Consider the following 23,191-nt stretch of genomic DNA (forward strand, 5'->3'; position numbering starts at 1 on the left):
AAATCTACCTTTAGCTTCTTTTATAGAGTTATTTCTAGCTACTGCTGGGCCAGAATTTTGTTTGAGAGTTTAAACAATTTAATTCTGGTGTCATCTTTAGCTAAATTTTGAACAATTTGAGAAGTCTTATCGGTTGAGCATTCGTCGGTAATCAGCATTTCCCAATTTTGATAAGTTTGAGCCTGCACTGATTTTATAGTTTCTTCAATATACTTTTCAGCATTATAGGATGCGGTTATAATTGAGACTAAATCACTCATCAATAAGCCTTTTTATCGCCTTTAAAGGCATTAAAAATTGTCATCAACACAATTTTAATATCGAGAAAAACCGACCAATTTTCAAGATAAAATATATCATACTTTACTCTATTAATAATATCTTTATCAGTTTCTATTTCTCCTCGATAGCCACTCACCTGTGCTAAACCAGTAATGCCGGGTTTTACAAAATGTCTGACCATAAATTTATCAATCTTACCAACAAACATTTCAGTATGAGAAACCGGATGCGGTCTCGGTCCTACAACAGACATATCACCGAGTAAAACATTGTAAAATTGAGGTAATTCATCGATACTCGTTTTTCTTATAAACTTGCCAATTTTTGTGACCCTATCATCACTAGGTTTTACCCATTCTGTTTCTACTTCGGTATTGGGTCGCATTGATCTGAATTTAAAACAAACAAACTCTCTATAATTTAAGCCATTACGTTTTTGCTTAAAAAATACAGGGCCTTTAGATTCTAGCTTGATTAAAATGGCAACTAAAGGTGTAAGCCAAGATAGTATTATAACAACAACCAGAAGAGAAAATATAAAATCGAAACTACGCTTGATAAATTGATTAAACGGTTCCTCAATGGGAATTTGACGCAGTGATAATATGGGCAAGTAGCCGTAGTAATCTACTTTAAGTTGTTTGGCATAAATATCTTTGGTGTCGGGTAAAAATTTAAGAACTCTCAGGTTATTATCAGCAAAATTTACAACTGTATTGATTTGTTCTTGTGTAAGTTCTGCCATCGAACAATAAATTTCATCAACTCCATTTTCGATTACATACTTAAAACTCTGTTCTAAATAATCGTCTTTACCTTTTGTACAAAACATCTTTAAGAATTTGTATCCAAACTCAGGGTTTTGGTTAAAAAATGATTTGAGTTGATGAGTTCTCAAGTTATCACCAATAATTATTGTTTTGCGTAAATTCCCATTATAAAACTTTCTGTAGCGTTTAAGAAGAAAGTTTACCGATAGTTTAAAGCCCAAAATAGTAATATAGCTTAAAATCAATAGTTTAAATATTTCAACAACCTCAAGATCAAAGCCTTTATAGATTGTTAAATAGAAAAAAACAAGCAGAGAAAAGATGAAAAATTGCTCAAAGGCTAGAGAAAGTATTCTAGATATTTTAGTAAATCGATAAACTTCATAATAATTGGTTTTTAAAGAAAGGATTACCCATGCAAGGGCATGAAAGATGCAAAAATAAACACTTTCTATAATGTCTAGTTCCAATAACCTAATGGCAACTAAACAGATGACAGAAATATCAAAGGTGTATATAATTGGTCTTAAATATCCAATATAACGCCATCTCCTGGTCATAAGCTATTTTTGATTGTGTTTTGAAAAGTCCTTGTGTTCGCTCGCGTGTAGTTCTTCTTTGGATAAACTTTTAAAGTAAGTATAAGTAGATTTCATACCTTCTGTTCTATCTACTTTTGGTGACCATCCCAGTTTTTCTTGAGCTAAGCTGATATCAGGTTGGCGTTGCATGGGGTCGTCTTTTGGTAAAGGTTTAAACACAATCTTTTGATGGGTTCCGGTAAGCTTAATAATTTCTTTGGCAAAATCAAGAATACTGATTTCATGCGGATTTCCAATATTAACAGGCTCCGCATAATCTGAATGTAACAGTCTAAAAATGCCATCAACTTGGTCATCAACATAACAAAAGGATCGCGTTTGAGAACCATCGCCAAACACCGTTAAATCTTCACCTCTTAAGGCTTGACCAATAAATGCTGGAATCACTCGGCCGTCGTTGAGGCGCATTCGCGGACCATAAGTATTAAAAATTCGGACAATACGTGTTTCTAACCCATGAAACCTGTGATAGGCCATCGTAATCGCTTCTTGGAAGCGTTTGGCTTCGTCGTATACCCCACGTGGACCAATGGTATTAACATTGCCGTAATAGCTTTCTGTTTGTGGATGTACAAGCGGATCACCATACACTTCTGAAGTGCTCGCAATAAGTATTCGAGCATTTTTAGCTTTGGCTAAGCCTAACAAATTGTGTGTGCCTAAAGAGCTTACTTTTAAGGTTTGAATGGGAATTTTAAGATAATCAATAGGACTAGCCGGTGAAGCAAAATGTAAAATATAATCAAGGTGTCCGGGGACATGAACAAATTTTGAAACATCGTGATGGTAAAACTCAAAGTATTCGTCTTGAAACAAATGGCTGATATTTTTCATATCACCTGTAATGAGGTTATCCATCCCGACGACTTTATATCCCTCTTCTAAAAACCTATCGCATAAATGCGATCCAAGAAAACCAGCTGCACCTGTTATAAGAACTCTTTCCATCATAATTTTTTTAAACGAATTGTCTACCTACGGAGCGATAAGTAAATTTTTGGTTTTTTATTTCTTCTATATCATATAAATTTCTGCCATCAAAAATCACACGATTGTTCATCAACTCTCTGAGTTTTTCAAAATCAGGTGTTCTAAAGATACTCCATTCTGTACAGATTAGAAGTGCGTCAGCATCTTTAAGAGCATCATACATATCTGAGGCATAATACAGTTGATCCCCATATTTGGATTTAACATTCTCCATGGCTTCGGGGTCAAACACTTTAATTTTGGCGCCGGCTTTTAAGAGCTTATCTATCATGTATAGTGCAGGTGCTTCTCTAATATCGTCCGTTTCAGGTTTAAAGGCTAAACCCCAAATGCCAATGGTCTTATTTTTGATATCTCCATCAAAGTAATCTAAGATTTCGGGAAACAAAATTGTTTTTTGATGTTCATTGACATCTACAACGGCCTCGAGAATTTTGAAACTATGATTAATATCATTACCTGACTTGTGAAGAGCTTTGACATCTTTTGGAAAACACGAGCCGCCATAGCCAATACCTGGAAATAAAAAGCGCTTACCTATTCTCGTATCTGTCCCCATCCCGAGACGAACTTTATCCACATCGGCACCAACTTTTTGGCAATAGTTAGCGATTTCATTCATAAAAGTAATTTTTGTAGCTAAGAATGAATTGGCTGCATACTTCGTCAATTCTGCAGATTTTTCATCCATCATAAGAATGGGATTTCCCGAACGAACAAAAGGATTGTAAAGTCTTTGCATGATGTTTCTAGCCCGTTCGCTACTACTGCCTATCACAATGCGCTCAGGTTTTAAAAAATCATCTACAGCAAAACCCTCTCTTAAAAACTCGGGGTTTGAAACCACATCGAAGTCGGTTTTTGCATTTTTTGCTATGGTTGCTCTCACCTTTTCGGCGGTACCCACAGGAACTGTGCTTTTGTCAACAATAACTTTATAAGTCGTGATATATTCTGCAATATCCTTTGCCACCCCTAATACATATTTTAAATCTGCTGATCCATCTTCATCTTCCGGAGTGGGTAAGGCTAAAAATATCACATCGCCATGATCCAAGCCTTGATGTAAATCGGTTGAAAATTTTAAACGCCCAGCCTCAATATTTCTTTCAAACAAGACATCGAGGTGAGGTTCATATATTGGCACAATTCCTTTTTGCATTTTATCAACCTTGTCTTTATCGATGTCTATACATAAAACATCATTTCCCGTTTCCGCAAGGCAAGTTCCTGTCACAAGGCCAACATAGCCCGTTCCTATTATGGTTATTTTCATGAAAGTAGTATTTTAGTAATCAAAAGGAAATTTAGCTGTTAATAAGAATTATATTAGAATAATATAAAGCACAAAAATATAATTATTTTTGCTGTAAATGAAAGAAATTCATGTTTTACATATATCCGAAACTTTTGTGACGGGTGTATATACTTATATTCAATCCATTTGTGCGTTTACAGCACAAGATGACAGGATTAAAACTTCAATCATCTATAGTCCAAATCGTGAGGGCACAGACGAATTGGATTTTGAAAAAGATTTTTCTGAAAATGTAGAATTGATACCGATTCGTATGCAAAGAGAAATCTCTCTTAAAAAAGATTTTAAAAGTTTAAAACAACTTCAAAACGCCGTAAAACAAATTCAGCCCGATGTAATTCATCTGCATTCCTCAAAAGCCGGCGTTTTAGGAAGACTAGCGGCAAAAGCTTATCCTAAAGCTAAGGTTTATTATACGCCAAATGGTTATGCGTTTTTGAGAGAAGATTTGTCAAAAACTAAACGAAAATTTTTCAAACTTATAGAAAAATATATATCCAAAATTTATGGCGGTACAACCATAGCCTGTGGTGATACAGAATACGAATATGCCAAACGTTTAGGTAAATCTAAAATGGTTAGAAATGGCATAGACTTATCTGAACTTGACCACATTAAAGTTAAACCAAGTTTAAAACTAAACTCCATAGTGACCTTAGGAAGAATAAGTGCTCAAAAAAACCCAAAACTCTTTAATGCCATTGCAGAAATTTTTCCTGCTATCAATTTTGTATGGATTGGCGATGGTGAGCTTAAACATGAATTGACTGCCAAAAATATTGAAATCACAGGCTGGCTAGACAGAGAAAAAGCTTTAAACTTACTTGCCAAACACGATGTCTACATCCAAACTTCATTGTGGGAAGGTTTACCGTTTACGATTATTGAGGCTATGGCTCTACAAAAGCCCATTTTGGCTACTGATGTCATCGGTAACAAAGATGCTGTTGTTGACCAAAAGAATGGATTTTTATGTGATTCGATAGGCGATTTTGAAAATGCCATTAACCAACTCAAAACCAAACCTCAATTTTTAAGAAATTTTGGAAAGCAGTCTAAAATTTTAGCCAAAAATAAATTTGATAGGAATAAAAATTTTGAGCAATTGGTAGAAGTTTATTTAACTTATTGAGCTTATTCTTCTTTTGATTTCTCGTTGTGAACTAAAATCAAAGATCCAAACAGTGCAAAATAAAACAACCCTTGCTGCACGTCAAAATAGCTATCAGTAATCATTGAAGTTAAAATAAGAAAAAATATCAAGAAATATTCTAAATGACTAATGGCTTTTAGAAACAGAGAAACAAGCATAAATATAAAAACACTCAACCCAAACAGTCCATATTGAAACGTCATAGATAAAAATTGATTATGGGCGTGAACTTTTTGCAGATTAAAGCCTTTAGCTTGTGTTTCTTTGTAGATTAAACCTTTTTCTGTGCCTGCTCCATAACCAAATAAAGGCCTTTCTTGAATTAAATCTAATGCAATAGGCCAAAGTTTGAGTCTAAAATTTATTTGATGATAATCCTTAGCAATTTCTGTGGTTTTATCCTTGCCAACATTTATGTCTAAAGACTGTAATGTGCTGAATATCTTATCTTTAGTGTAATTATTAGATGTGATTAAGATTGAACCTAATATTAGAACTAATATCAAAACAGCTATATTTTTTAAATTAATCAGCCTTTTTCTATTGATAATAATGTAAATTAGCATAATACAAGAGAACTGAAGAATACCAAGCCTAACACTAAACAAAAGCAAGACAGAAAAAAACAAAAGACTTATACCTACACGTAGATATTTATGCCAATGGGTAAAACTAAATAGCAAAAAAATTAGAGCTGTACAAATGTACATAGCATCCTGAGGCATATAATTATGGTGCATAGATGCTTGAATAAAATTATAATAAGGCCTTTGTTCTGGATATTTAAACCAAAAAATTAATAGTTTTAATAGAGACGCTAAGCAAAAAATAATCCAAGAAACCAAAAACAAAAACTTTCCTGTATTTAAAGCCTTTGGGCTTATTCTATTAAAGTAAAAGCCTAAAGGTACAAGTAAGAAAGCTAAATTTTTAAAAACTTTGCGTTGACTTGCATCAAAATCATAAGTGTATGATAGGCTAACTAAACTCACCAAAAAAAGCAAGGTAATAATTAGAGCTAGCGGGGTTTTGTCTTTCTCTTTAAAGTTTAAAAGTATACCAAAAAACAAAAAAACACCAAATGATATGACCAATAAAGCATCATTTAAGGGTAAAAGCAAAATACACAGATAAAAAATGTATTCATCTGCTCTGCGTGTTTTTAGAAAACTGATCAGGTTACTCATGCTTGCTGTCTTTTTTTAATAATATTTAAAAATGTAAAATACAGAATTAAAAAAACTGCCATAAAAAACACCTTATAAAAATATCCCATAGTAAAAGCATAGAGTAGCCAGATATAAAACTGGAAAGTGACAACGGCCAAAATTTTTGCATTTCTTTCAATGAATTTTCTCAACACCCAACCTGCAAAAGCCAATAGTATTACAGTTAGTAAAATATGGGTTAGTAATGCTAAAGAAGCAGGAAAAATTTTAAATAAAATACCGGGATAAGCATTAGTGAAATTAAACCCAGTATCTGCATTGTTTTCTAAAACTTCCTTACTATCTGCAAATTCACTCATCATATTTGGCATCCCATAAAGTAAATCTGTTGGGTTATAGGATCGTTTTGCATTGTTAAACACAAAACGTTCGGTTGAACCCCACATCAAATGACCTTGCAGTCCAAATATTCGATAAAAAATGGCTTCATTAGGATCATAAATTTGTATGTTGGCAAAAGGTACTCTTGCTTCATACCTTGTATAAATTACTTGGTATATCACTACACTTGAAATTGATAATATCACAATTATGCTAAGCAATCTTTTCTTTAATACTTGTTTGACTTTTTCAGCATTCATAATCACAATAGGCAGAAAAAAACTAAAACTCCCATTGAGAATAGGCGAAAATTTTTGTCCAGTCAAAAAATTATAGAAAAAGTAAATCAAGAGCATAATGATTGAAAACCGTTTGTTTTTTGGGGCCAATATGCCAAGTATGAATGGAATAAATGAAGCTGTATTTCCAAATATAGTATTAAGAAAAGGAAACCTTGAATTGCTCCAATACGTAAACCGAGACAAAGACATATCAAATAGTGGAAGCGGCGAAAGTGCTGCGTTAAAAAGCAACAATGAAAGCACTATTACAGCAATAAATTTTAGAATAAAACTTTCTACATTTTTACCTTTATAGCTAAATGTAAATGTCCTAAAATCGTATTTATTTAAAGATTTATGGCTTAGGTAGAGCGTTAATAATGTAATGATAAAATAAGCACAAGTTATCACAGTAGCCCAACTGAAATAACTATTCCGACCTTGTTCATTAATATAAATCCCAGATTCGATGTAAATAAGCGATGGCAAAATGGTAATGGATTGAAAAATAATCAAACCGTATAAAAAACTAAAGGCAAAAGCTTTCTTCACAAAATACACACAAAACACCAAGTATAATGCGAAGGATAAATAGTTTATGATTTGAAAAACATCCATACTATTGGCCTAATTTTATAAATTCTAATTTTTCAAAAAGCCTAGAGATATCGTTTTGAATTACAGGTTTATACATAACTCTTAGTTGAGGCTTCATGTCTTTTCCAGCTTTAGCGTAAATGGTCAACAACGCACTTGATACCATACTAGCAATGTGAGCAGATTGAATATTTTTGAAGTAATCTTCTTCTGCTAAATATTCATTGTTTAAAATTTTTAGATTGAAATCTTTAAAAACTTCCTGCATATATTTCAGTTCAAAATCTAAACATTTATGTCTTGGTTTATAATAAATATGTTGGATATTAAAATTAGACATATTCTGTTTTAAATCATCTACAAATTCATAAAAAATAGTTTTATAGGATTGCAAACCCACAATTTGAGTTAAATTTTCTTGACCTATAATAAATAAATCATTCTTCAATGCCTTTAAATTAAAAACTTCCACAGGCATTTGTTTTGCTTTTTTAGGCCAATAAGCCATTTCAGGAAAAGACAAATATTGACAAACAGCTCTGTCATATTCAATACCAGATGAATGGCCTTGACATTTTAAAAATTGAATTCCGAATAATTGAGATAGAAATTTTTTAATGTAAAATCGTTTGGGACTAATATTTTTAAAGCTGTGGTTATAGTAATTAAGCACGCCATCTTCAACAATTAGGATTTCGGCATTCGAGTGAAAACTAAAAAAAAGATAGTTAGATAAAACATCTTCAACGTAGGCTAAATAAATTCTAACTTGTTTCTCTTTTTTATAAACTTTAAGTTGATTGATAATGTTTTTGTAGGCTTTTATTTTTTTAATCATGTAATACAAGTCTATAAAAACATGCGTCCCTTTTTTTAAAAAAACCGCATCAGAAATGATGACTTTGTCCCAGAATTTTTGTTTAAAATTATGCTTATCGGTTATTAAAATTTTATGCGCTTTTTCATTATCTTTTTTTTGATTTTGAATAATGATTTCAAAATTTTGAACATGTTTATCTGTAAGGCCAAAATATATTTCAACCATAATAATTTAGAGTGTAAAATGAGATTTAATGCCTTTTCTCACACGAAGATAAACTGAAGACGAAATATTCCAAACAAACATGCTAATAGATGTTGAAATAGCTGCGCCAATACCACCATATAAAGGTATAAGAGTTATAGTTAAAATTATATTTAAAATCAATGCTACAATGACAATGTTCCTAAAAACTTTTTGCTGACCTATCATCTGCATTACCACACCAACTGGTCCAGTAAATGCATTAATGATTTGACCTGCACAAAGTATAATCAAAATAACTTCTCCTTCTACAAACTGTTCGCCAAACAAATTGAGTAGAAATTTTCTAAAAATTATAATAACTACTATTAAACTTGAGCTTAAATAAAAATTGATTTTGGTTGAAAACTTTACAATTTTATTAAAGTTTTTAATATCATCTTCTGCGTAAGCTTTTGCAATTTTAGGAGCTAAAATAGAGCTTATAGACTGGAGAAAAAAAATAGACAATGTGGAGATTTTTAAAGCGATATTATAAATACCTACGTTTTCGTTAGTCTCAAAAACACCCATCAAAAATGTATCTGTCGATGACAATATGATAATAGCTGAAGAGGCCAACATCATAGGAAAAGCATCCTTTAAAAACATCCAATAGTGTGATTCGTGATTAAATTTGATGCCATTAAAATCTCTGTAAACTAAAATCAAGCTAACTAAAGCCAAGACTAAAATTCCAAAAAAGTGAGATTGAACTGTAATAATTGGGTCTTTATCTAAGAAAAAATATAATATCAATAAGAACAATAGGCTAAATAGAAAGCGGCCAGGATTATTGAAAAAGGCGAAAATATTATTTTGGCTTCTCGCTCTAAAAAAACTTGCAGAAATCAAAACTATAGACCACAAAGGCACAGAAAACAAGACCCATGGCAAATAGGGCAAAATTTCTGGTTTTGGTTCTACAAGCAAATCCACCACAATTTCTTCACCAAAAACATAGACGATAAAGCAAATAACTAAGCTGACCAAAAACGATTTTGACACTGCTTTATAAAACAAACCAGCATCAGACCTATATTCAGATTTTGAAAATACTTTTACAATATTGGTGTCAATACCTAATCGTCCAAAAACACCTATGAATATAAAAAAAGAAAAACAAAGTGCAACTATACCGTAGGTGTTAGCCCCATAAGTTTGAGTAATAAAAACGGAGAAAACGTAACCAAAGATAGTACCACCAATTCTAAACAAAATAAAATAAAAACTCTTGGACAGAATTTCTGAAAAATCCTTATCGCCTATGGTTGACTTTACTTTGCCTAACAGTGGTTTTATCATTATATTATAATATGATCTTCTTGAATTCTATCTCCTTTTGAAAGGTTTTTTCTTACTGTTTTTCCTAAAATACGTTTAAAGTGTTTAGGGTGCATTCCGTATCCAGGCCTTACACTACGGACATTTTTTTCTGTTATGGTTTCGCCTGCTTTAATATCTTCAGCAACATAAAGACTACGTGAAAACTGTTTCCCAGATTTTTGTTTCTCTGTAAGATTGTAGCTGACTTTTCCTAAGGCTTTCTCTGCTTCTCTAACCGCTTTAACCATGGTGGTAAATTGTTCTTTATCTAATGAAAACGAGGCATCTGGACCTCCAATACTACGCTCAAGTATAAAATGCTTTTCTATAACTTTAGCGCCCATAGCGGTTGCTACTACGGGTACTGTAGTGCCTAAAGTATGATCGCTCAGGCCTATTTTAACATCAAAGTCTTTAGCGTATTGTTGCATCATTACTAAGTTGGCTTCGTCTACAGGCGCTGGATATGATGACGTACATTTTAAAATTGTAATATCATTATTGCCTGCTTTTCTGCAAGTATCAACTGCAAGTTTAATATCATCATATCCTGCAATACCAGTAGAAATGATCATAGGTTTGCCTTTGCTTGCAGTATATTCAATTAAAGGAATATCTGTAATTTCAAATGACGCTATTTTATACATAGGAGTCTGTAGGTCTTCTAAAAAATCTACCGCTGTTTTGTCAAATGGTGAAGAAAAACAGACTAAACCTTCATCTTTGGCGACTTTAAATAATTCGGCATGCCATTCCCAAGGCAAGGCTGCTTTTTCATACAGTTCGTAAAGTCTTTTGCCGTCCCATATTGTGCCCCCTGAAATCACAAAATCTTTTTTATCAGAATTTAAAGTGATGGTGTCGCCGGTATAGGTTTGTAGTTTTATGGCGTTGGCGCCTGTTTTTTTTGCTGCTTTTATGGTTTCTATGGCGGTTTCTATTTTGCCACCGTGGTTAGCCGAAAGTTCTGCAATGATAAAAACGCTGTCCTTGTTCATGTTATTCATATTTGTATAATAAAGCGTTTTGATTTTTTATAATTTCTTTAGAAAAAAATCGAAAACCCGCTTTTGTAAAGGCTTTTTTTGAAGCTTCGTTTTCTGGTTTGATATAAGCGTGGATTTGTTGTTGTTTGTATTTGGCTAAATGTAATTTTATCCCTAGGTTTAAAAATACATTAGATAAGCCTTTGCCACGTTGTTCAGGTGAAATGTTTATGCCAATAACAGAAATTTCATCTTCCATATCAAACCTTACAAATCCTGATTTTATATTTTGATAAAAACCCATATAATAATCGGCTTCTGGTTGTTTTAATTTGGTTTTAAACCAGTTTTTATGTTCTTCTAATTTTACCTTATCATAAACAAATGAATTTTGTCTTGTTGCAGGGTCGTTTGCCCACTCATAGATGCTTAGCGTATCTTCTGGACTCGCATTTCTAAGATAATAAGGACTAAATTTGCTGTGAAGAATCACATCTATAAATGTATCATTGAATCGACCATGTTCTTTTAAAACGGCTTCTTTTTTAAAACCTGAAGCTTCGAAGGCTTTGTATAAATGCGGTCGTAAATCAAAAGCATAGGTATATATTTTATGTAAACCTAAGTCTTTAAATGCCACTTGCTCTATCAAACTTAAATAGGTTTGCCAATGCTGTTCAAAATGGTTTGCCTCTAATTTGGTAGCCATGATAAAAGAAATCTCTGCGTGTTTGTCAATCCAATTGATATGAACCAAACCGCCGTAGCCGATACATTTCTCGTTTTCTAAATAGGAAAATAAAATTTGTTCAGGTTGGTCTTGCTCAAACAATTTAGCAACAACCCTTTCAAAATAAAGGTTCTGATCATCTTCAGTCAAGGGTTTATTTTGGCGTAAATGATACATCTGCTCGTTTCGCCATTGCATAATATCAAAACGATCCTGCATACGAATTGGAACGATAGCATAGTTATCCTTAGAAAACACTTGCCTTTTTAAAATTTTATAAGAGTTCATATTTCAATTCTGCTAGTTTCCAATCGGTTTCATTATCTATATCTTGAACTTCTGTTTCTTTTAAAACAACACAAGATGTGTTGTCATTAAAAAGTGTTTTATGCTTTAATAATCTTTGAGGTCTAAACCAATACCACTGACCTGCGTCGTGATAGGCTTCTTCAAGATCTTGAGATCTGCTTTGTTGATGTTCTGACCACAGCATTTTAAATTTATCTTTGTCTTTTTTGAATGCTCTCCATATTGGATAAGAAAATTTTACAACAGGAAAAACAACATCAAAGTGACTTTCTTTTATTTTTTGATGTCCTTCTTTTAAGTTTTCTAATTTAACTAATGGTGCTGTGGGATAAATACAACAAGAAAGGTCAAATGCTTTCCCTATGGATTTATATTCATTTAAAACTTCAATCAAAACATCGACGGTTGTTGCATAGTCGTCTGCATTTTTTGAGGATCTAAGAAAAGGAACTTTAGCGCCGTAATGTTTTGCTACTTCAGCAATTTCTTCATCATCGGTAGAAACCATCACCTCATCAAAAAGTTGAGAATGAATTGCGGCTTCAATAGAATAGGCAATAATTGGTTTACCTAAAAATTCTTTGATGTTTTTTCTAGGAATCCGCTTACTTCCACTACGAGCTGGAATAATGCAAATATTTTTAGGTGTAAAACTCATTAACTTTATCAATCACAAATTCTTGTTCGCTTTCTTTTAAGGTGGGATACATCGGCAGACTTATACAATGTTTATAATACTGTTCAGCATTTGGCAAATCGCCTTCTTTCCAACCAAACGAGCGGTAATAAGGCATCAAATGACAAGGAATATAATGTATTTGTGCAAAGATTTGGTGTTGTCTTAAATGGTTGTAAAGCCCAAGTCTGTTCTCAACTTCTACCACATAGAGGTGATACGCGTGGCCATCAATAACTCCAGATTGCCCTTTGATATAATCTTTGTTTTTAAATTCGTCAAAATACGTTTTTGCAATGTTGCGTCTTCTGTTTAGGCCTGTATTTGCTCGTTTTAGTTGGCTCAAACCCAAAGCTGCTTGAAAATCTGTAAGTCTATAATTATAGCCTAAATCTTGCATTTCCATATACCAATTGGGATAGGTCTCGACATTACTCAATACGATATCATCACCAATTGCGGTTTCTATAGTATTTTGAAATTTACTAGAATCTTTGGTGATACCGTGGGTTCTTAGATCAAGTAATTTATGATATAAAGCGTCGTCATTGGTGGTTATCATACCGCCTTCTCCTGCGGCGATATGCTTAACCGGATGAAAAGAAAATATGGCTAAATCTGCAAATTTACCATTGCCACAATGTTGGCGTTCTCCCTTACTATCAACAAAAAAACCACCTGGTGAGTGACAAGAATCTTCCATAATCCAGCAATCAAATTCATCTGCTAATTGTCTGAAAGCTTCTAAGTCTACCGCTCTACCTGTAAAATCAACAGGTATGATGCCTTTGATTTCTCTATGGGTGTCTTTTTCTAGTATTTCTCTTACTTTATTGATGTCTAACAAATAGGTCTCTGGATCAATATCAGCAAAAACAACTTCTCCACCACAATACCTCACACAATTGGCTGATGCCGCAAAGGTGATAGGCGTAGTAATCACTTTATCACCAGGTTTTACGCCAAGGGCAATAGCATTAAGATGCAGAGCAGCAGTTCCATTAGAAACCGCTACGGCATATTTTGAACCCACATAATCAGCAAATGTGGTTTCAAATTCTTGAATTTTTGGGCCTTGGGTTAAGTAAACGGATTTTAAAACCTCAATAACCGCATCAATATCGTCATCAGTAATATTCTGTCGGCCATATGGTATAGGGTTTTGCCTCATTATGTTATAAAATTTTCATCAACATGTTCTTTAATCAATCTTCTTAGAGATTCTACAGTTTCCCATTCTTTATTATCACCAGAATTATAGGCAAATCCCTCCTCAACTTTAATGGCCTTATTTTCTACAATAAAATCATCCACATTCCATTTTGGTTTAGAAGGAAGAATGGTAAAGTATTTTCCTAAATCATAAGTATAAAAAGAATCTGAAGGCGTAATCATCTCCTCATGAATTTTTTCGCCAGGCCTAATGCCTACAATAGGATGTTCACAATTTGGTCCGATGGCTTTGACCACATCCATGATTTTGTAAGAAGGGATTTTTGGAATAAATATCTCGCCGCCCCAAGCCTTTTCTAAGGCGTGCATAACCATTTTTACACCATCAATTATAGAGATATTAAAACGCGTCATATTGGGATCTGTTATGGGCAAAACACCTTCTTTTCTTTTTTTGAGAAAAAAAGGAATGACGGAGCCATTACTACCCATGACATTACCGTATCTCACCACAGAAAATTTTATAGGATTCCATCCCGTGATATTGTTTGCCGCCACAAACAATTTATCAGAAGTTAATTTTGTTGCGCCATATAAATTAATTGGCGCACAAGCTTTGTCTGTTGAAAGGGCTACTACTCGCTCCACATTGGTTTCTAAAGCAGCATAAATCACATTTTCAGCACCACCAATATTGGTTTTGATGCACTCATCAGGATTGTATTCCGCCAGATGCACATGTTTCATTGCTGCAGCATGAATAACGTAATCTACATTTTTAAACGCTCTTTTTAAACGCTCTTTGTCTCTAACATCTCCTAGTAAAAAACGTATCTGTGGAAATTGAGTTGAGGTAAATTCTTGAGCCATCAAGAATTGTTTTTGCTCATCCCTAGAAAATATGATAAGTTTCTTTATGTCTTTGTGATTGTCAAGAATATATGTTGTAAGCGCTTTACCTAAAGACCCTGTGCCGCCTGTAATTAGTATTGATTTGTTTTTTAAGATCATTTTTAGTTTTACTTTGTGGTTTTAAAAAACTCATGAAGCATATAGTCTTTTTGCTTTTGATATTAAATGTTTAAGAAAGTAAATTAACATATAAAATCCAATTAAGAATAGTGGTAATAAGAACTTCTTATCTTTATCTGTAATTTTGTCATTTTTTTCTAATGTATAATTAGCATCTGCTATTTTTATTATTTCCTGTTGGTTTTCAATTTGAGTTTTTAAAGTAGCATCGTTCGTTAGTAAATTTTTCTTTCTTTGAAGTAGGTCATCTAGTATTTGATTCTCATTTATTGATACCATCAGCTTTTGGATTGAACTATTTTTTCCTTTTCCAACTGAATCAATTATTCTATCTATTTGATTCAGTATCTGATTATTTTGAACAAGTTGTTGCTCATAATTTTCTAATAAAATTTCCTTTATACTGTTAAAATATTTATTATCATTAATATAAGAAATAAATTTATCAGATATTAACTTGTGATGATTATTACCTTTTATAATCAATTTCACTCTGTGAAGAGGATAATTATAGCTATTTAATGGTTTTTCTAAAAATTTATCAACATCATCTTGTTCATCAAGTAAAAGTTCAAAAATCTCTTTATTGGATTCTGACTGAGCTATGAAACTATAGATATCCAGTATGGGTTCAATTTTTACATTTTTAACAAGGTCATATTGGTTTCCAAAAACTTGTTGAAGATATAATGAATCTTCTTGTTTTATTTTAGTTTCTATAGCTTGAATTTTGTTATACAGATAATCTGTGCTGTTGTAGTATGTATCTAAAGTTAAGTCTGTTTCATAATTACCTTTAGAAGATTTATCCCAAAAATAGCCTGAAATTACTCCTGCCAATAACAAAAATAAAAGTATAAATTTATGCTTGTAAATAAATATGAAAACGCTTAATATAGTTTTTAAAAAATAGAAAAGAAGTCGTTTAATTTCACCAAAGACCAAACCCAAATCAACTTCATTTTCATTAGGTTTTTTGTAAGGTGGTTGTTCATTCATAATTGGAAGTTTAGTTTACTGTAACGGCAAATATATACAAATTAGTATCTTAAAATAGATGAAATACTTGATAAAACGTTGCGTCTAGTAAGCACGCTTTTTATTGCCTTCCACAAAATTAATAAAAGCTTTATTGACAATTTTGCTGCCGCCTATAGTAGGATAATCTCCGGTAAAATACCAATCCCCTTTATGGTCAGGACAAGCTTGATGCAGATTATCTACACTTTGATAAATGACTTTGACTTTAGCCCTAGTGGTTTCATCGCTTAATAGTTCTGCAATTTTATCAGAAATTTGTTCATCAGAGAAAGGCTCATATATCGCTTTAACGTAGTTATCAACAGCTGTTTTGCTTAACTCGTCTTGAGATTTACATTTTTTATAAACCGATTTAATGGTTTGATCGTAAGTATTTAGATCTTTATGTAGTGCAAGTGCAGCTCTAAAAGCTACAAAATCTTCAAGCTTGGCCATGTCAATGCCATAGCAATCCGGATATCTAATTTGTGGTGCAGAAGATACAATCACGATTTGTTTTGGGCCAAGGCGATCCAACATTTTGATAATACTCATTTTAAGGGTTGTCCCTCTTACAATACTGTCATCTATCACCACCAAATTATCGTCGGGCTTCACAATACCGTAAGTCACATCATAAACATGAGCAACCAAATCGTCTCTACTAGAATCTTCGGTGATAAAAGTTCGCAATTTAGCGTCTTTTATAGCAATTTTTTCTGTCCGTAATTTTTGAGATAAAATCTCTTGTAATCGCTCGTCTGTTAAGTGTTCTTTCTCTTGAAGAATTTTTTGATTTTTCTGTCGGTTGAGCTCGTCTTGTGCGGCTTCAACCATGCCATAAAAAGAAGTTTCTGCCGTATTTGGTATATAAGAAAAGACAGAGTTTTCTGTATCAAAATTTATGGCTTTAAGCACTTCTGGCATCAACAGACGCCCAAGGTTTTTACGTTCTTTATATATCTCAGCATCACTGCCTCTAGAAAAATATATACGTTCAAAAGAACAGGCCTTTTTTTCCAATGGTTCAAGGATTTGCTTTTTAACAACTCGACCATTGCGTTTAGTAATTAAAGCCTTACCAGGTTCGAGTTCGATGACATTTTCAAACGGTACATTAAAAGCAGTCTGAATCACCGGACGTTCAGAAGCGACAACAACGACCTCGTCGTCGTGATAATAATATGCCGGCCTAATACCACTTGGGTCTCTCAGCACAAAGGCATCGCCGTGACCCAAAAGTCCAGCCATGACATAACCGCCATCCCAATCTTTTGATGATTTACGTAATATTTTTGAAATCCTAATTTTATCAACAATATGCGGTGAGGCTTCCTGTTTGTTATATCCTTTAGCTTTAAGTTTCTTGTATAGTTTTCTAACCTCTGAGTCTAGGAAATGCCCGATTTTTTCCATTACCGTAATGGTATCGGTTTTTTCTTTAGGGTGCTGTCCTAGTTTTACCAGATTATCAAACATTTCTGAAGCATTCGTCATATTAAAATTACCAGCCATAATCAAGTTACGATGCATCCAATTGTTTTGCCTCAAAAATGGATGAACACTCTCTATACTGTTTTTACCATATGTTCCGTAGCGTACGTGAGCGAGCATCAATTCACCTAAATAAGGTACTTCCTGTTTCAGTTGAGGTAAATCATCCAGCAATTCTGGATGTTTAATAATCTCTGTATTGATGCGATTGTTAATAGTTTCAAAAACATCTTGTATAGGTTGAGCTGCATTAGAACGATATCGACTGATATAGCGATAACCTGGCTTGACGTCCAGCTTTACACTCGCAAAACCTGCTCCGTCTTGACCCCGATTATGCTGTTTTTCGAGCATGAGATAGAGCTTATTGATGCCGTAAAATGGTGAGCCATATTTTTCTTTGTAATACGACAACGGCTTGAGTAGTCGAATTTGGGCAATGCCACATTCGTGTTTTATCAATTCACTCATATATTAAGACTTAGGGTTTGCAATAGATAACATTTAAGTTAAATTGATTTCAAATTGAGTTAAGGATTCAAAGTTAGCCAATCTTGATTTCAATTCCCCATCTTGAAGCTGAAGCATTTTTTCGGTTCCAAATTTTTCAACACAAAATGAAGCTAGATTGGAGCCATGGATAATGGCTCGTTTCATATTTTTAAAAGAAATATCTTTACTTTGAGCTAAAAATCCGGCAAAACCACCAGCAAATGTATCGCCGGCACCCGTCGGATCAAACACCTCTTCAAGCGGTAATGCTGGAGCAAAAAACATTTCATCTTCATAAAATAGTAGTGCACCGTGTTCTCCTTTTTTAATCACCACATATTCCGGTCCCATGTCTCTTATTTTTCGGGCGGCTTTAACCAAGGAGTATTCTCCGGAAAGCTGTCGAGCTTCTTCGTCATTTATGGTAATGACATCAACTTTAGAAATCACTTTTACAAGTAATTCAAGTTCGGAATCCATCCAAAAATTCATGGTATCCAAAACAATGAGTTTTGGACTTTTTACCTGATTTATGACACTCATTTGTACGGCCGGATGCAAGTTACCTAACATCACAATTTCTGCATCGAGATAGTGTTTTGGCACCACAGGATCAAAATTTTCAAGCACATTAAGTTGTGTGTCTAAAGTGTCACGGGTATTCATGTCGTTATGGTACTCACCGCTCCAGAAAAAAGTTTTACCGCCTTCAACAACTTTTAATCCATCAATATTGATATTGCGTTTGTTGAATATATCGATGTAATCTTGTGGAAAATCTTCTCCGATAACAGACACAATTCCAATATCAATATTATCAAAATTGGAAGCAGACAACGCAATATAGGTCGCTGCACCACCAAGAATTTTATCGGTTTTACCAAAAGGGGTTTCAATTTTGTCAAAAGCTACAGTTCCAACACATAGTAACTTACTCATAAATTTATTTTTTGCAAATATAAGTTTTCACAACAAAACCACTTGGTGTTTTAACTTGAATAATATTCTGTAGGGCATTTAATATCAAAGATTCTAAGTCTATTAACTATTTTAGGATTTTGGTCATGCCGTATAAGGCTTTTAAATATCTTAGATTTGATTTGTATACCATTACTTTCGTCCAAAATCAGCTGGAATTTCACCCCAAATTTTAGTTTCCCATTTTAAGATTTTGGTTGAATATTGGTGGGTTTTCAGCCAGTCTTCTGCACGTTTAATCAGTTCAAAGACTTCAGCATTACGTGCTGTTTTTTTAAGCTTGGTCTTACAGTGTTTTTTCTTTACCCAACCAATGGCTATTCTCGAATCTGAGTAAATTGCACGAGAACTTTTCTGCTGGTGTAAAAAAGCTAAACCGTGTACAAGTGCCAAAAATTCGCCTATATTATTAGTAGCCTGATCAAATGGCCCTTTGTGAAATAACTGTTTTTGGGTCTGCGTGTCTACGCCACGGTATTCCATCTTTCCGGGATTGCCACTTGAAGCCGCATCAACACAAATAGAATTGCGCTCAACTTCTTGAGGTAGCTTAGATTTCAATTTATGAAGTTTATTGAGTTTTTGAAATTCGTAAAACCCCATATTAAAAGCCTCTTCGGCTGTAGCTTGGTTGGGAAAAGACTTATACTTGGCTTGAGGATAGTTTTTAGTTTGCAACTTGCATTCCTCCCATGTCTTGTATACGCCAGGATGATGCCCGTCCCAAACGACGTAATATTTTTGCTTTTTGCCCATTTAAGTTACTATTTTGCCCCTATTAAGTACTGATATCTCGTTAGTAAAAAGGCATTAAAATTAAATCGTATGATTATTTTTAATTGTTTTCTCAATTACCTGCGGAAAATACTGCATTTCTAACTTACGAATCTTTGAAGCTACATCGTCTGGCGTGTCATTTGACGTCACTTTACATCTCGCTTGAAAGATAATTGCCCCTTCGTCATAGTTTTCATTGACATAATGTATCGTAATTCCGGTTTCTGCTTCTTTATTCTCAACAACAGCCTGATGTACGTACTTCCCGTACATCCCTTTTCCACCGTATTTTGGAAGTAAAGCCGGATGAATATTCAGAATTTTATCGGGGTAACGGCTTATGATTGCTTTTGGAATTTTCAATAAAAACCCAGCCAAGACGATGAGGTCTATAGCAAAAGCTTCTAGTTTTTTTAACACCTCATCGACACCTTGTAAATCTTTTTTACTGAACAAAACCACCTCAACACCTTTTGCTTTGGCTTTCTCGATAACTTTAGCCTTAGGGTTATTGCAAAAGACGGCCACAATTTCAACTTGAGAATTGTCTTTAAAATATTTTATGATGTTTAAAGCATTAGACCCTTTGCCAGAGGCAAATAAGGCGACTTTCTTTGTTGGCTTTTTAAAAGTTTTTTTCAATATGAAATATTTTTTAATTATTTTGCATTGCACATTTTGCCACTAATGTATATAAAATAGTAAAAGCTATACATTTTTGGAATTAAAATTTGTTATAAGGCAAAGTTTCTTATTTTTGCCAACATATAATCTTAAAACATTTTATCATGTCAGACATTGCATCAAGAGTAAAAGCTATTATCGTTGACAAATTAGGCGTTGACGAAAACGAAGTTGTAAACGACGCAAGTTTTACAAACGACTTAGGTGCCGACTCTTTAGACACCGTTGAACTTATTATGGAGTTCGAAAAAGAATTTGATATTCAAATCCCAGATGATCAAGCCGAAAATATCTCTACAGTTGGTCAAGCGGTTTCTTATATAGAAGACGCCAAATAAAACACTTTTCATGGAATTAAAGCGCGTTGTCGTCACAGGTTTAGGTGCTCTTACGCCCATTGGAAACAACATCCAAGAATATTGGAATGGTTTGGCTAATGGCAAAAGTGGATCTGCGCCCATTACTTACTACAATACTGAAAAGTTCAAAACCAAATTTGCTTGTGAAATTAAAAATTTCAACACATCAGATTTTTTTGATCGTAAGGAAGTAAGACGGCTTGATAAGTTTGCACAATACGCGTTAGTAGCTTCAGACGAAGCTATAGCCGATTCAAAAATTGATCTTGACACCGTAGATAAGTATCGTGTAGGCGTCATTTGGGGTGCTGGAATTGGAGGTTTAGAGACTTTTCAAAATGAAGTCATGAACTATGCCAATGGTGATGGCACGCCGCGTTTCAACCCATTTTTTATACCAAAAATGATTGCCGATATTGCCCCAGGTAACATCTCAATTAAGCATGGATTTATGGGGCCCAATTACACGACGGTATCGGCTTGTGCGTCTTCTGCAAACGCTATAATAGATGCACTTAATCAAATAAGAATGGGGTATAGCGATATCATCGTTACCGGTGGAAGTGAAGCCGCAGTAACTGAGGCCGGAATGGGTGGTTTTAACGCCATGCATGCCCTTTCTACAAGGAACGACAATCCCGAAACAGCATCAAGACCATTTGATGCTACACGTGATGGCTTTGTCCTTGGTGAAGGTTCAGGTGCGCTCATTCTTGAAGATTTAGACCATGCCAAGGCTAGAGGCGCTAAAATTTATGCTGAGGTTATCGGTGGCGGTTTGTCATCAGATGCTCACCACATGACGGCACCTCATCCTGATGGTAAAGGTGTAATTGTAGTGATGAAAAATTGCTTGCGTAATGCTGGTATTCATCCAGAAGATGTTGATGCCATAAATACCCATGGCACCTCTACACCTCTTGGTGATGTAGCAGAGCTAAAAGCCATTAAAGAAGTTTTTGGTGAACACGCCAAAAACATCAACATCAACTCAACTAAATCTATGACAGGCCATTTACTTGGAGCAGCAGGGGCTATTGAAGCTATTGCTTCTATACTTGCCATGCAACATAGTTTAGTGCCGCCAACCATAAACCATGAAACTCAGGATGAAAACATAGATCCCGAGCTAAATTTAACTTTAAACAAAGCCCAAAAACGAGAGGTTAAAGTCGCTTTAAGCAACACGTTTGGTTTTGGTGGTCATAATGCTTGTATTGCTTTAAAGACATTTGAAGACTAATGATATACACCGCATTTCATGAAATTCATTGACGATATATTTAAATCCCGTTCTAAAGAGGACGGGATTTTTTTTTGTAAAATGCAGGAAATCCTCGGGTTTAAACCCAAATCCCTGAGCATTTACAAACGCGCCTTTACGCATCGATCTATGAATTACAAAGACAAATTGGGCAATGACATCAACTATGAAAGGCTTGAATTTCTTGGTGATTCCTTACTCGATTCTATAATTTCTACCCATTTGTTCAAACAATCACCTCAGGGCGATGAGGGCTATCTTACCAAGATGAGAGCTAAAGCCGTTAGCCGCAAAAACCTCAATCAGATTGGTGAATCTTTTGAACTACTCAGCCTATTGAGAACACAGGTTAATACTGAATGTTTTAGCCGTAATATTCACGGTAATCTATTAGAAGCTTTGATTGCCGCTATATATCTTGATCAAGGCTTTAAAAAATGTGAGAAGTTTATTTTAGAAAAAATTGTAAATCCTTTTATAGACATCGAAGAGCTTGAACATAAAGTCATAAGCTACAAAAGCTACATGATAGAATGGTGTCAAAAACACAAACACAATTTTAAAATTGTAGAATACAAAGACAATGGCAAAGTAGTCAACGGTCAAAAATATTTTGGCATGACCTATCAACTTAATGGTCAGGATATTGCTAAAGCGCGTGCTACCTCAAAGAAAAAAGCAGAAGAAAAAGTCTCGAGAAGAGCCTATTACGCTCTTCAAGACCAAATAATTGATTGAATTTTAACCTGTACTTAATACACACTTAAGTACACTCCTTTACTTTTATAATATGGCTAAATTAATTTTAGATACGCCAATAGATATTGATTTTAAACTCATCGGTTTAAATGCTAATTTGGAGCCTTTTAAATTAGCATTTCTGATTAATCAAAAATTGCACCTGGCTTTTAGGAGAAAAGAAGAAGATATCACCTTGATTCATCAAGGCTATAAAATCAATTTTGCATTATATAGCTATTGTGACCCAAAAACAGAATGTGTTTTGTATTTTATTCAAAATAAATCTAAATATATAGACCAAAAGCCTAAATTTGTCGCTTCTCTTTTTGAGAATGAACAAGAGGTTATGGGAAAATTTTTGATAGAATCACACAAACAATGCGATTATTTTATTAAAATTGAAGATGAATCTAAACGCTTTAAAACTAAAAAACTCAGCATGCAATTAAATGAAATCCCACAAATCGTTAGCGCTTATGAGATTGCTACCGAAACCCTAAAATCGCCTGAAAACCTTACATTTGAATAATTAAAGCCTTACCGT

At 33.9% G+C, this 23,191-nt stretch carries 23 protein-coding genes; 5 read left to right on the plus strand and 18 right to left on the minus strand.

Features of this window, described 5'->3' with window-relative positions; genetic code table 11:
• Positions 1-38 precede the first annotated feature (38 nt).
• From FCN74_RS12145 to FCN74_RS01190, 4 genes are read right to left on the minus strand one after another with little or no spacing between them, the layout of a single operon-like run.
• Positions 39-260, minus strand: a complete 222-nt coding sequence (locus tag FCN74_RS12145) for a glycosyltransferase family 2 protein (protein ID WP_246062525.1) — start codon at positions 258-260, stop codon at positions 39-41.
• On the minus strand, positions 260-1,612 hold the full coding sequence (locus FCN74_RS01180) for an exopolysaccharide biosynthesis polyprenyl glycosylphosphotransferase (protein ID WP_138930766.1): 1,353 nt from the start codon (positions 1,610-1,612) through the stop codon (positions 260-262). Before FCN74_RS01180 ends, FCN74_RS12145 begins: the two co-directional genes overlap by 1 nt.
• Before the next feature lie 3 nt (positions 1,613-1,615).
• Positions 1,616-2,602 (minus strand): UDP-glucuronic acid decarboxylase family protein, encoded by a 987-nt coding sequence (locus tag FCN74_RS01185; protein WP_138931387.1) that lies wholly within the window; start codon positions 2,600-2,602, stop codon positions 1,616-1,618.
• 10 nt (positions 2,603-2,612) lie between these two features.
• Positions 2,613-3,920: a UDP-glucose dehydrogenase family protein gene (locus FCN74_RS01190; RefSeq protein ID WP_138930767.1), complete on the minus strand. Its 1,308-nt coding sequence runs from the start codon at positions 3,918-3,920 to the stop codon at positions 2,613-2,615.
• Between the two features lie 97 nt (positions 3,921-4,017).
• Between FCN74_RS01190 and FCN74_RS01195 the strand changes: the two genes are divergently transcribed.
• Complete coding sequence (locus FCN74_RS01195) at positions 4,018-5,094, plus strand: glycosyltransferase (protein ID WP_171047080.1); 1,077 nt, start codon at positions 4,018-4,020, stop codon at positions 5,092-5,094.
• Between the two features lie 2 nt (positions 5,095-5,096).
• On the opposite strand, the gene FCN74_RS01200 is transcribed toward FCN74_RS01195, so the two are convergent.
• From FCN74_RS01200 to purN, 14 genes are all read right to left on the minus strand, one after another.
• Entirely contained in the window at positions 5,097-6,302 is a 1,206-nt protein-coding gene (locus FCN74_RS01200) for an O-antigen ligase family protein (protein ID WP_138930768.1), read from the minus strand.
• Positions 6,299-7,564: a DUF6418 domain-containing protein gene (locus FCN74_RS01205; protein WP_138930769.1), complete on the minus strand. Its 1,266-nt coding sequence runs from the start codon at positions 7,562-7,564 to the stop codon at positions 6,299-6,301. Before FCN74_RS01205 ends, FCN74_RS01200 begins: the two co-directional genes overlap by 4 nt.
• Before the next feature lies 1 nt (position 7,565).
• A complete protein-coding gene (locus FCN74_RS01210; RefSeq protein ID WP_138930770.1) occupies positions 7,566-8,588 on the minus strand; it encodes a hypothetical protein in 1,023 nt (340 codons plus the stop codon).
• 6 nt (positions 8,589-8,594) lie between these two features.
• Positions 8,595-9,911 (minus strand): flippase, encoded by a 1,317-nt coding sequence (locus tag FCN74_RS01215; RefSeq protein WP_246062526.1) that lies wholly within the window; start codon positions 9,909-9,911, stop codon positions 8,595-8,597.
• A complete protein-coding gene (gene pseI / locus FCN74_RS01220; protein WP_246062527.1) occupies positions 9,911-10,930 on the minus strand; it encodes a pseudaminic acid synthase in 1,020 nt (339 codons plus the stop codon). The genes FCN74_RS01215 and pseI overlap by 1 nt, the downstream gene beginning before the upstream one ends.
• Position 10,931: 1 nt before the next feature.
• A complete protein-coding gene (locus FCN74_RS01225) occupies positions 10,932-11,936 on the minus strand; it encodes a GNAT family N-acetyltransferase (RefSeq protein ID WP_138930772.1) in 1,005 nt (334 codons plus the stop codon).
• Complete coding sequence (gene pseF / locus FCN74_RS01230) at positions 11,923-12,615, minus strand: pseudaminic acid cytidylyltransferase (RefSeq protein WP_138930773.1); 693 nt, start codon at positions 12,613-12,615, stop codon at positions 11,923-11,925. The genes FCN74_RS01225 and pseF overlap by 14 nt, the downstream gene beginning before the upstream one ends.
• The gene (gene pseC / locus FCN74_RS01235; RefSeq protein ID WP_138930774.1) at positions 12,599-13,804 is read right to left on the minus strand and encodes a UDP-4-amino-4,6-dideoxy-N-acetyl-beta-L-altrosamine transaminase; all 1,206 of its coding nucleotides are present in this window, start codon (positions 13,802-13,804) and stop codon (positions 12,599-12,601) included. Before pseC ends, pseF begins: the two co-directional genes overlap by 17 nt.
• Positions 13,804-14,817, minus strand: a complete 1,014-nt coding sequence (gene pseB, locus FCN74_RS01240; RefSeq protein ID WP_317128754.1) for a UDP-N-acetylglucosamine 4,6-dehydratase (inverting) — start codon at positions 14,815-14,817, stop codon at positions 13,804-13,806. The genes pseC and pseB overlap by 1 nt, the downstream gene beginning before the upstream one ends.
• Positions 14,818-14,847: 30 nt before the next feature.
• Positions 14,848-15,837 carry a hypothetical protein gene (locus tag FCN74_RS01245; protein WP_138930775.1) on the minus strand — a complete coding sequence of 330 codons (990 nt, stop codon included), beginning with the start codon at positions 15,835-15,837 and terminating at the stop codon, positions 14,848-14,850.
• A gap of 84 nt (positions 15,838-15,921) precedes the next feature.
• Entirely contained in the window at positions 15,922-17,823 is a 1,902-nt protein-coding gene (locus FCN74_RS01250) for an amidophosphoribosyltransferase (RefSeq protein WP_138930776.1), read from the minus strand.
• A 33-nt stretch (positions 17,824-17,856) separates the two neighbouring features.
• Complete coding sequence (locus tag FCN74_RS01255) at positions 17,857-18,783, minus strand: PfkB family carbohydrate kinase (RefSeq protein WP_138930777.1); 927 nt, start codon at positions 18,781-18,783, stop codon at positions 17,857-17,859.
• Between the two features lie 171 nt (positions 18,784-18,954).
• Positions 18,955-19,578 carry a ribonuclease H1 domain-containing protein gene (locus tag FCN74_RS01260; protein ID WP_138930778.1) on the minus strand — a complete coding sequence of 208 codons (624 nt, stop codon included), beginning with the start codon at positions 19,576-19,578 and terminating at the stop codon, positions 18,955-18,957.
• Between the two features lie 60 nt (positions 19,579-19,638).
• Positions 19,639-20,241, minus strand: a complete 603-nt coding sequence (gene purN, locus FCN74_RS01265; RefSeq protein ID WP_138930779.1) for a phosphoribosylglycinamide formyltransferase — start codon at positions 20,239-20,241, stop codon at positions 19,639-19,641.
• 146 nt (positions 20,242-20,387) lie between these two features.
• On the opposite strand from purN, the gene FCN74_RS01270 reads away from it, so the two are divergent.
• From FCN74_RS01270 to FCN74_RS01285, 4 genes are read left to right on the plus strand one after another with little or no spacing between them, the layout of a single operon-like run.
• Positions 20,388-20,621 (plus strand): acyl carrier protein, encoded by a 234-nt coding sequence (locus tag FCN74_RS01270; protein ID WP_125087243.1) that lies wholly within the window; start codon positions 20,388-20,390, stop codon positions 20,619-20,621.
• Between the two features lie 10 nt (positions 20,622-20,631).
• Positions 20,632-21,885: a beta-ketoacyl-ACP synthase II gene (gene fabF, locus FCN74_RS01275; RefSeq protein WP_138930780.1), complete on the plus strand. Its 1,254-nt coding sequence runs from the start codon at positions 20,632-20,634 to the stop codon at positions 21,883-21,885.
• 18 nt (positions 21,886-21,903) lie between these two features.
• Entirely contained in the window at positions 21,904-22,644 is a 741-nt protein-coding gene (locus tag FCN74_RS01280) for a ribonuclease III family protein (RefSeq protein WP_138930781.1), read from the plus strand.
• Between the two features lie 52 nt (positions 22,645-22,696).
• Complete coding sequence (locus tag FCN74_RS01285; RefSeq protein ID WP_138930782.1) at positions 22,697-23,176, plus strand: IPExxxVDY family protein; 480 nt, start codon at positions 22,697-22,699, stop codon at positions 23,174-23,176.
• Positions 23,177-23,191: the final 15 nt, after the last annotated feature.

This window comes from Mesohalobacter halotolerans (assembly GCF_006120725.1).
In the GTDB taxonomy this organism is placed as follows: Bacteria; Bacteroidota; Bacteroidia; order Flavobacteriales; family Flavobacteriaceae; genus Psychroflexus; species Psychroflexus halotolerans.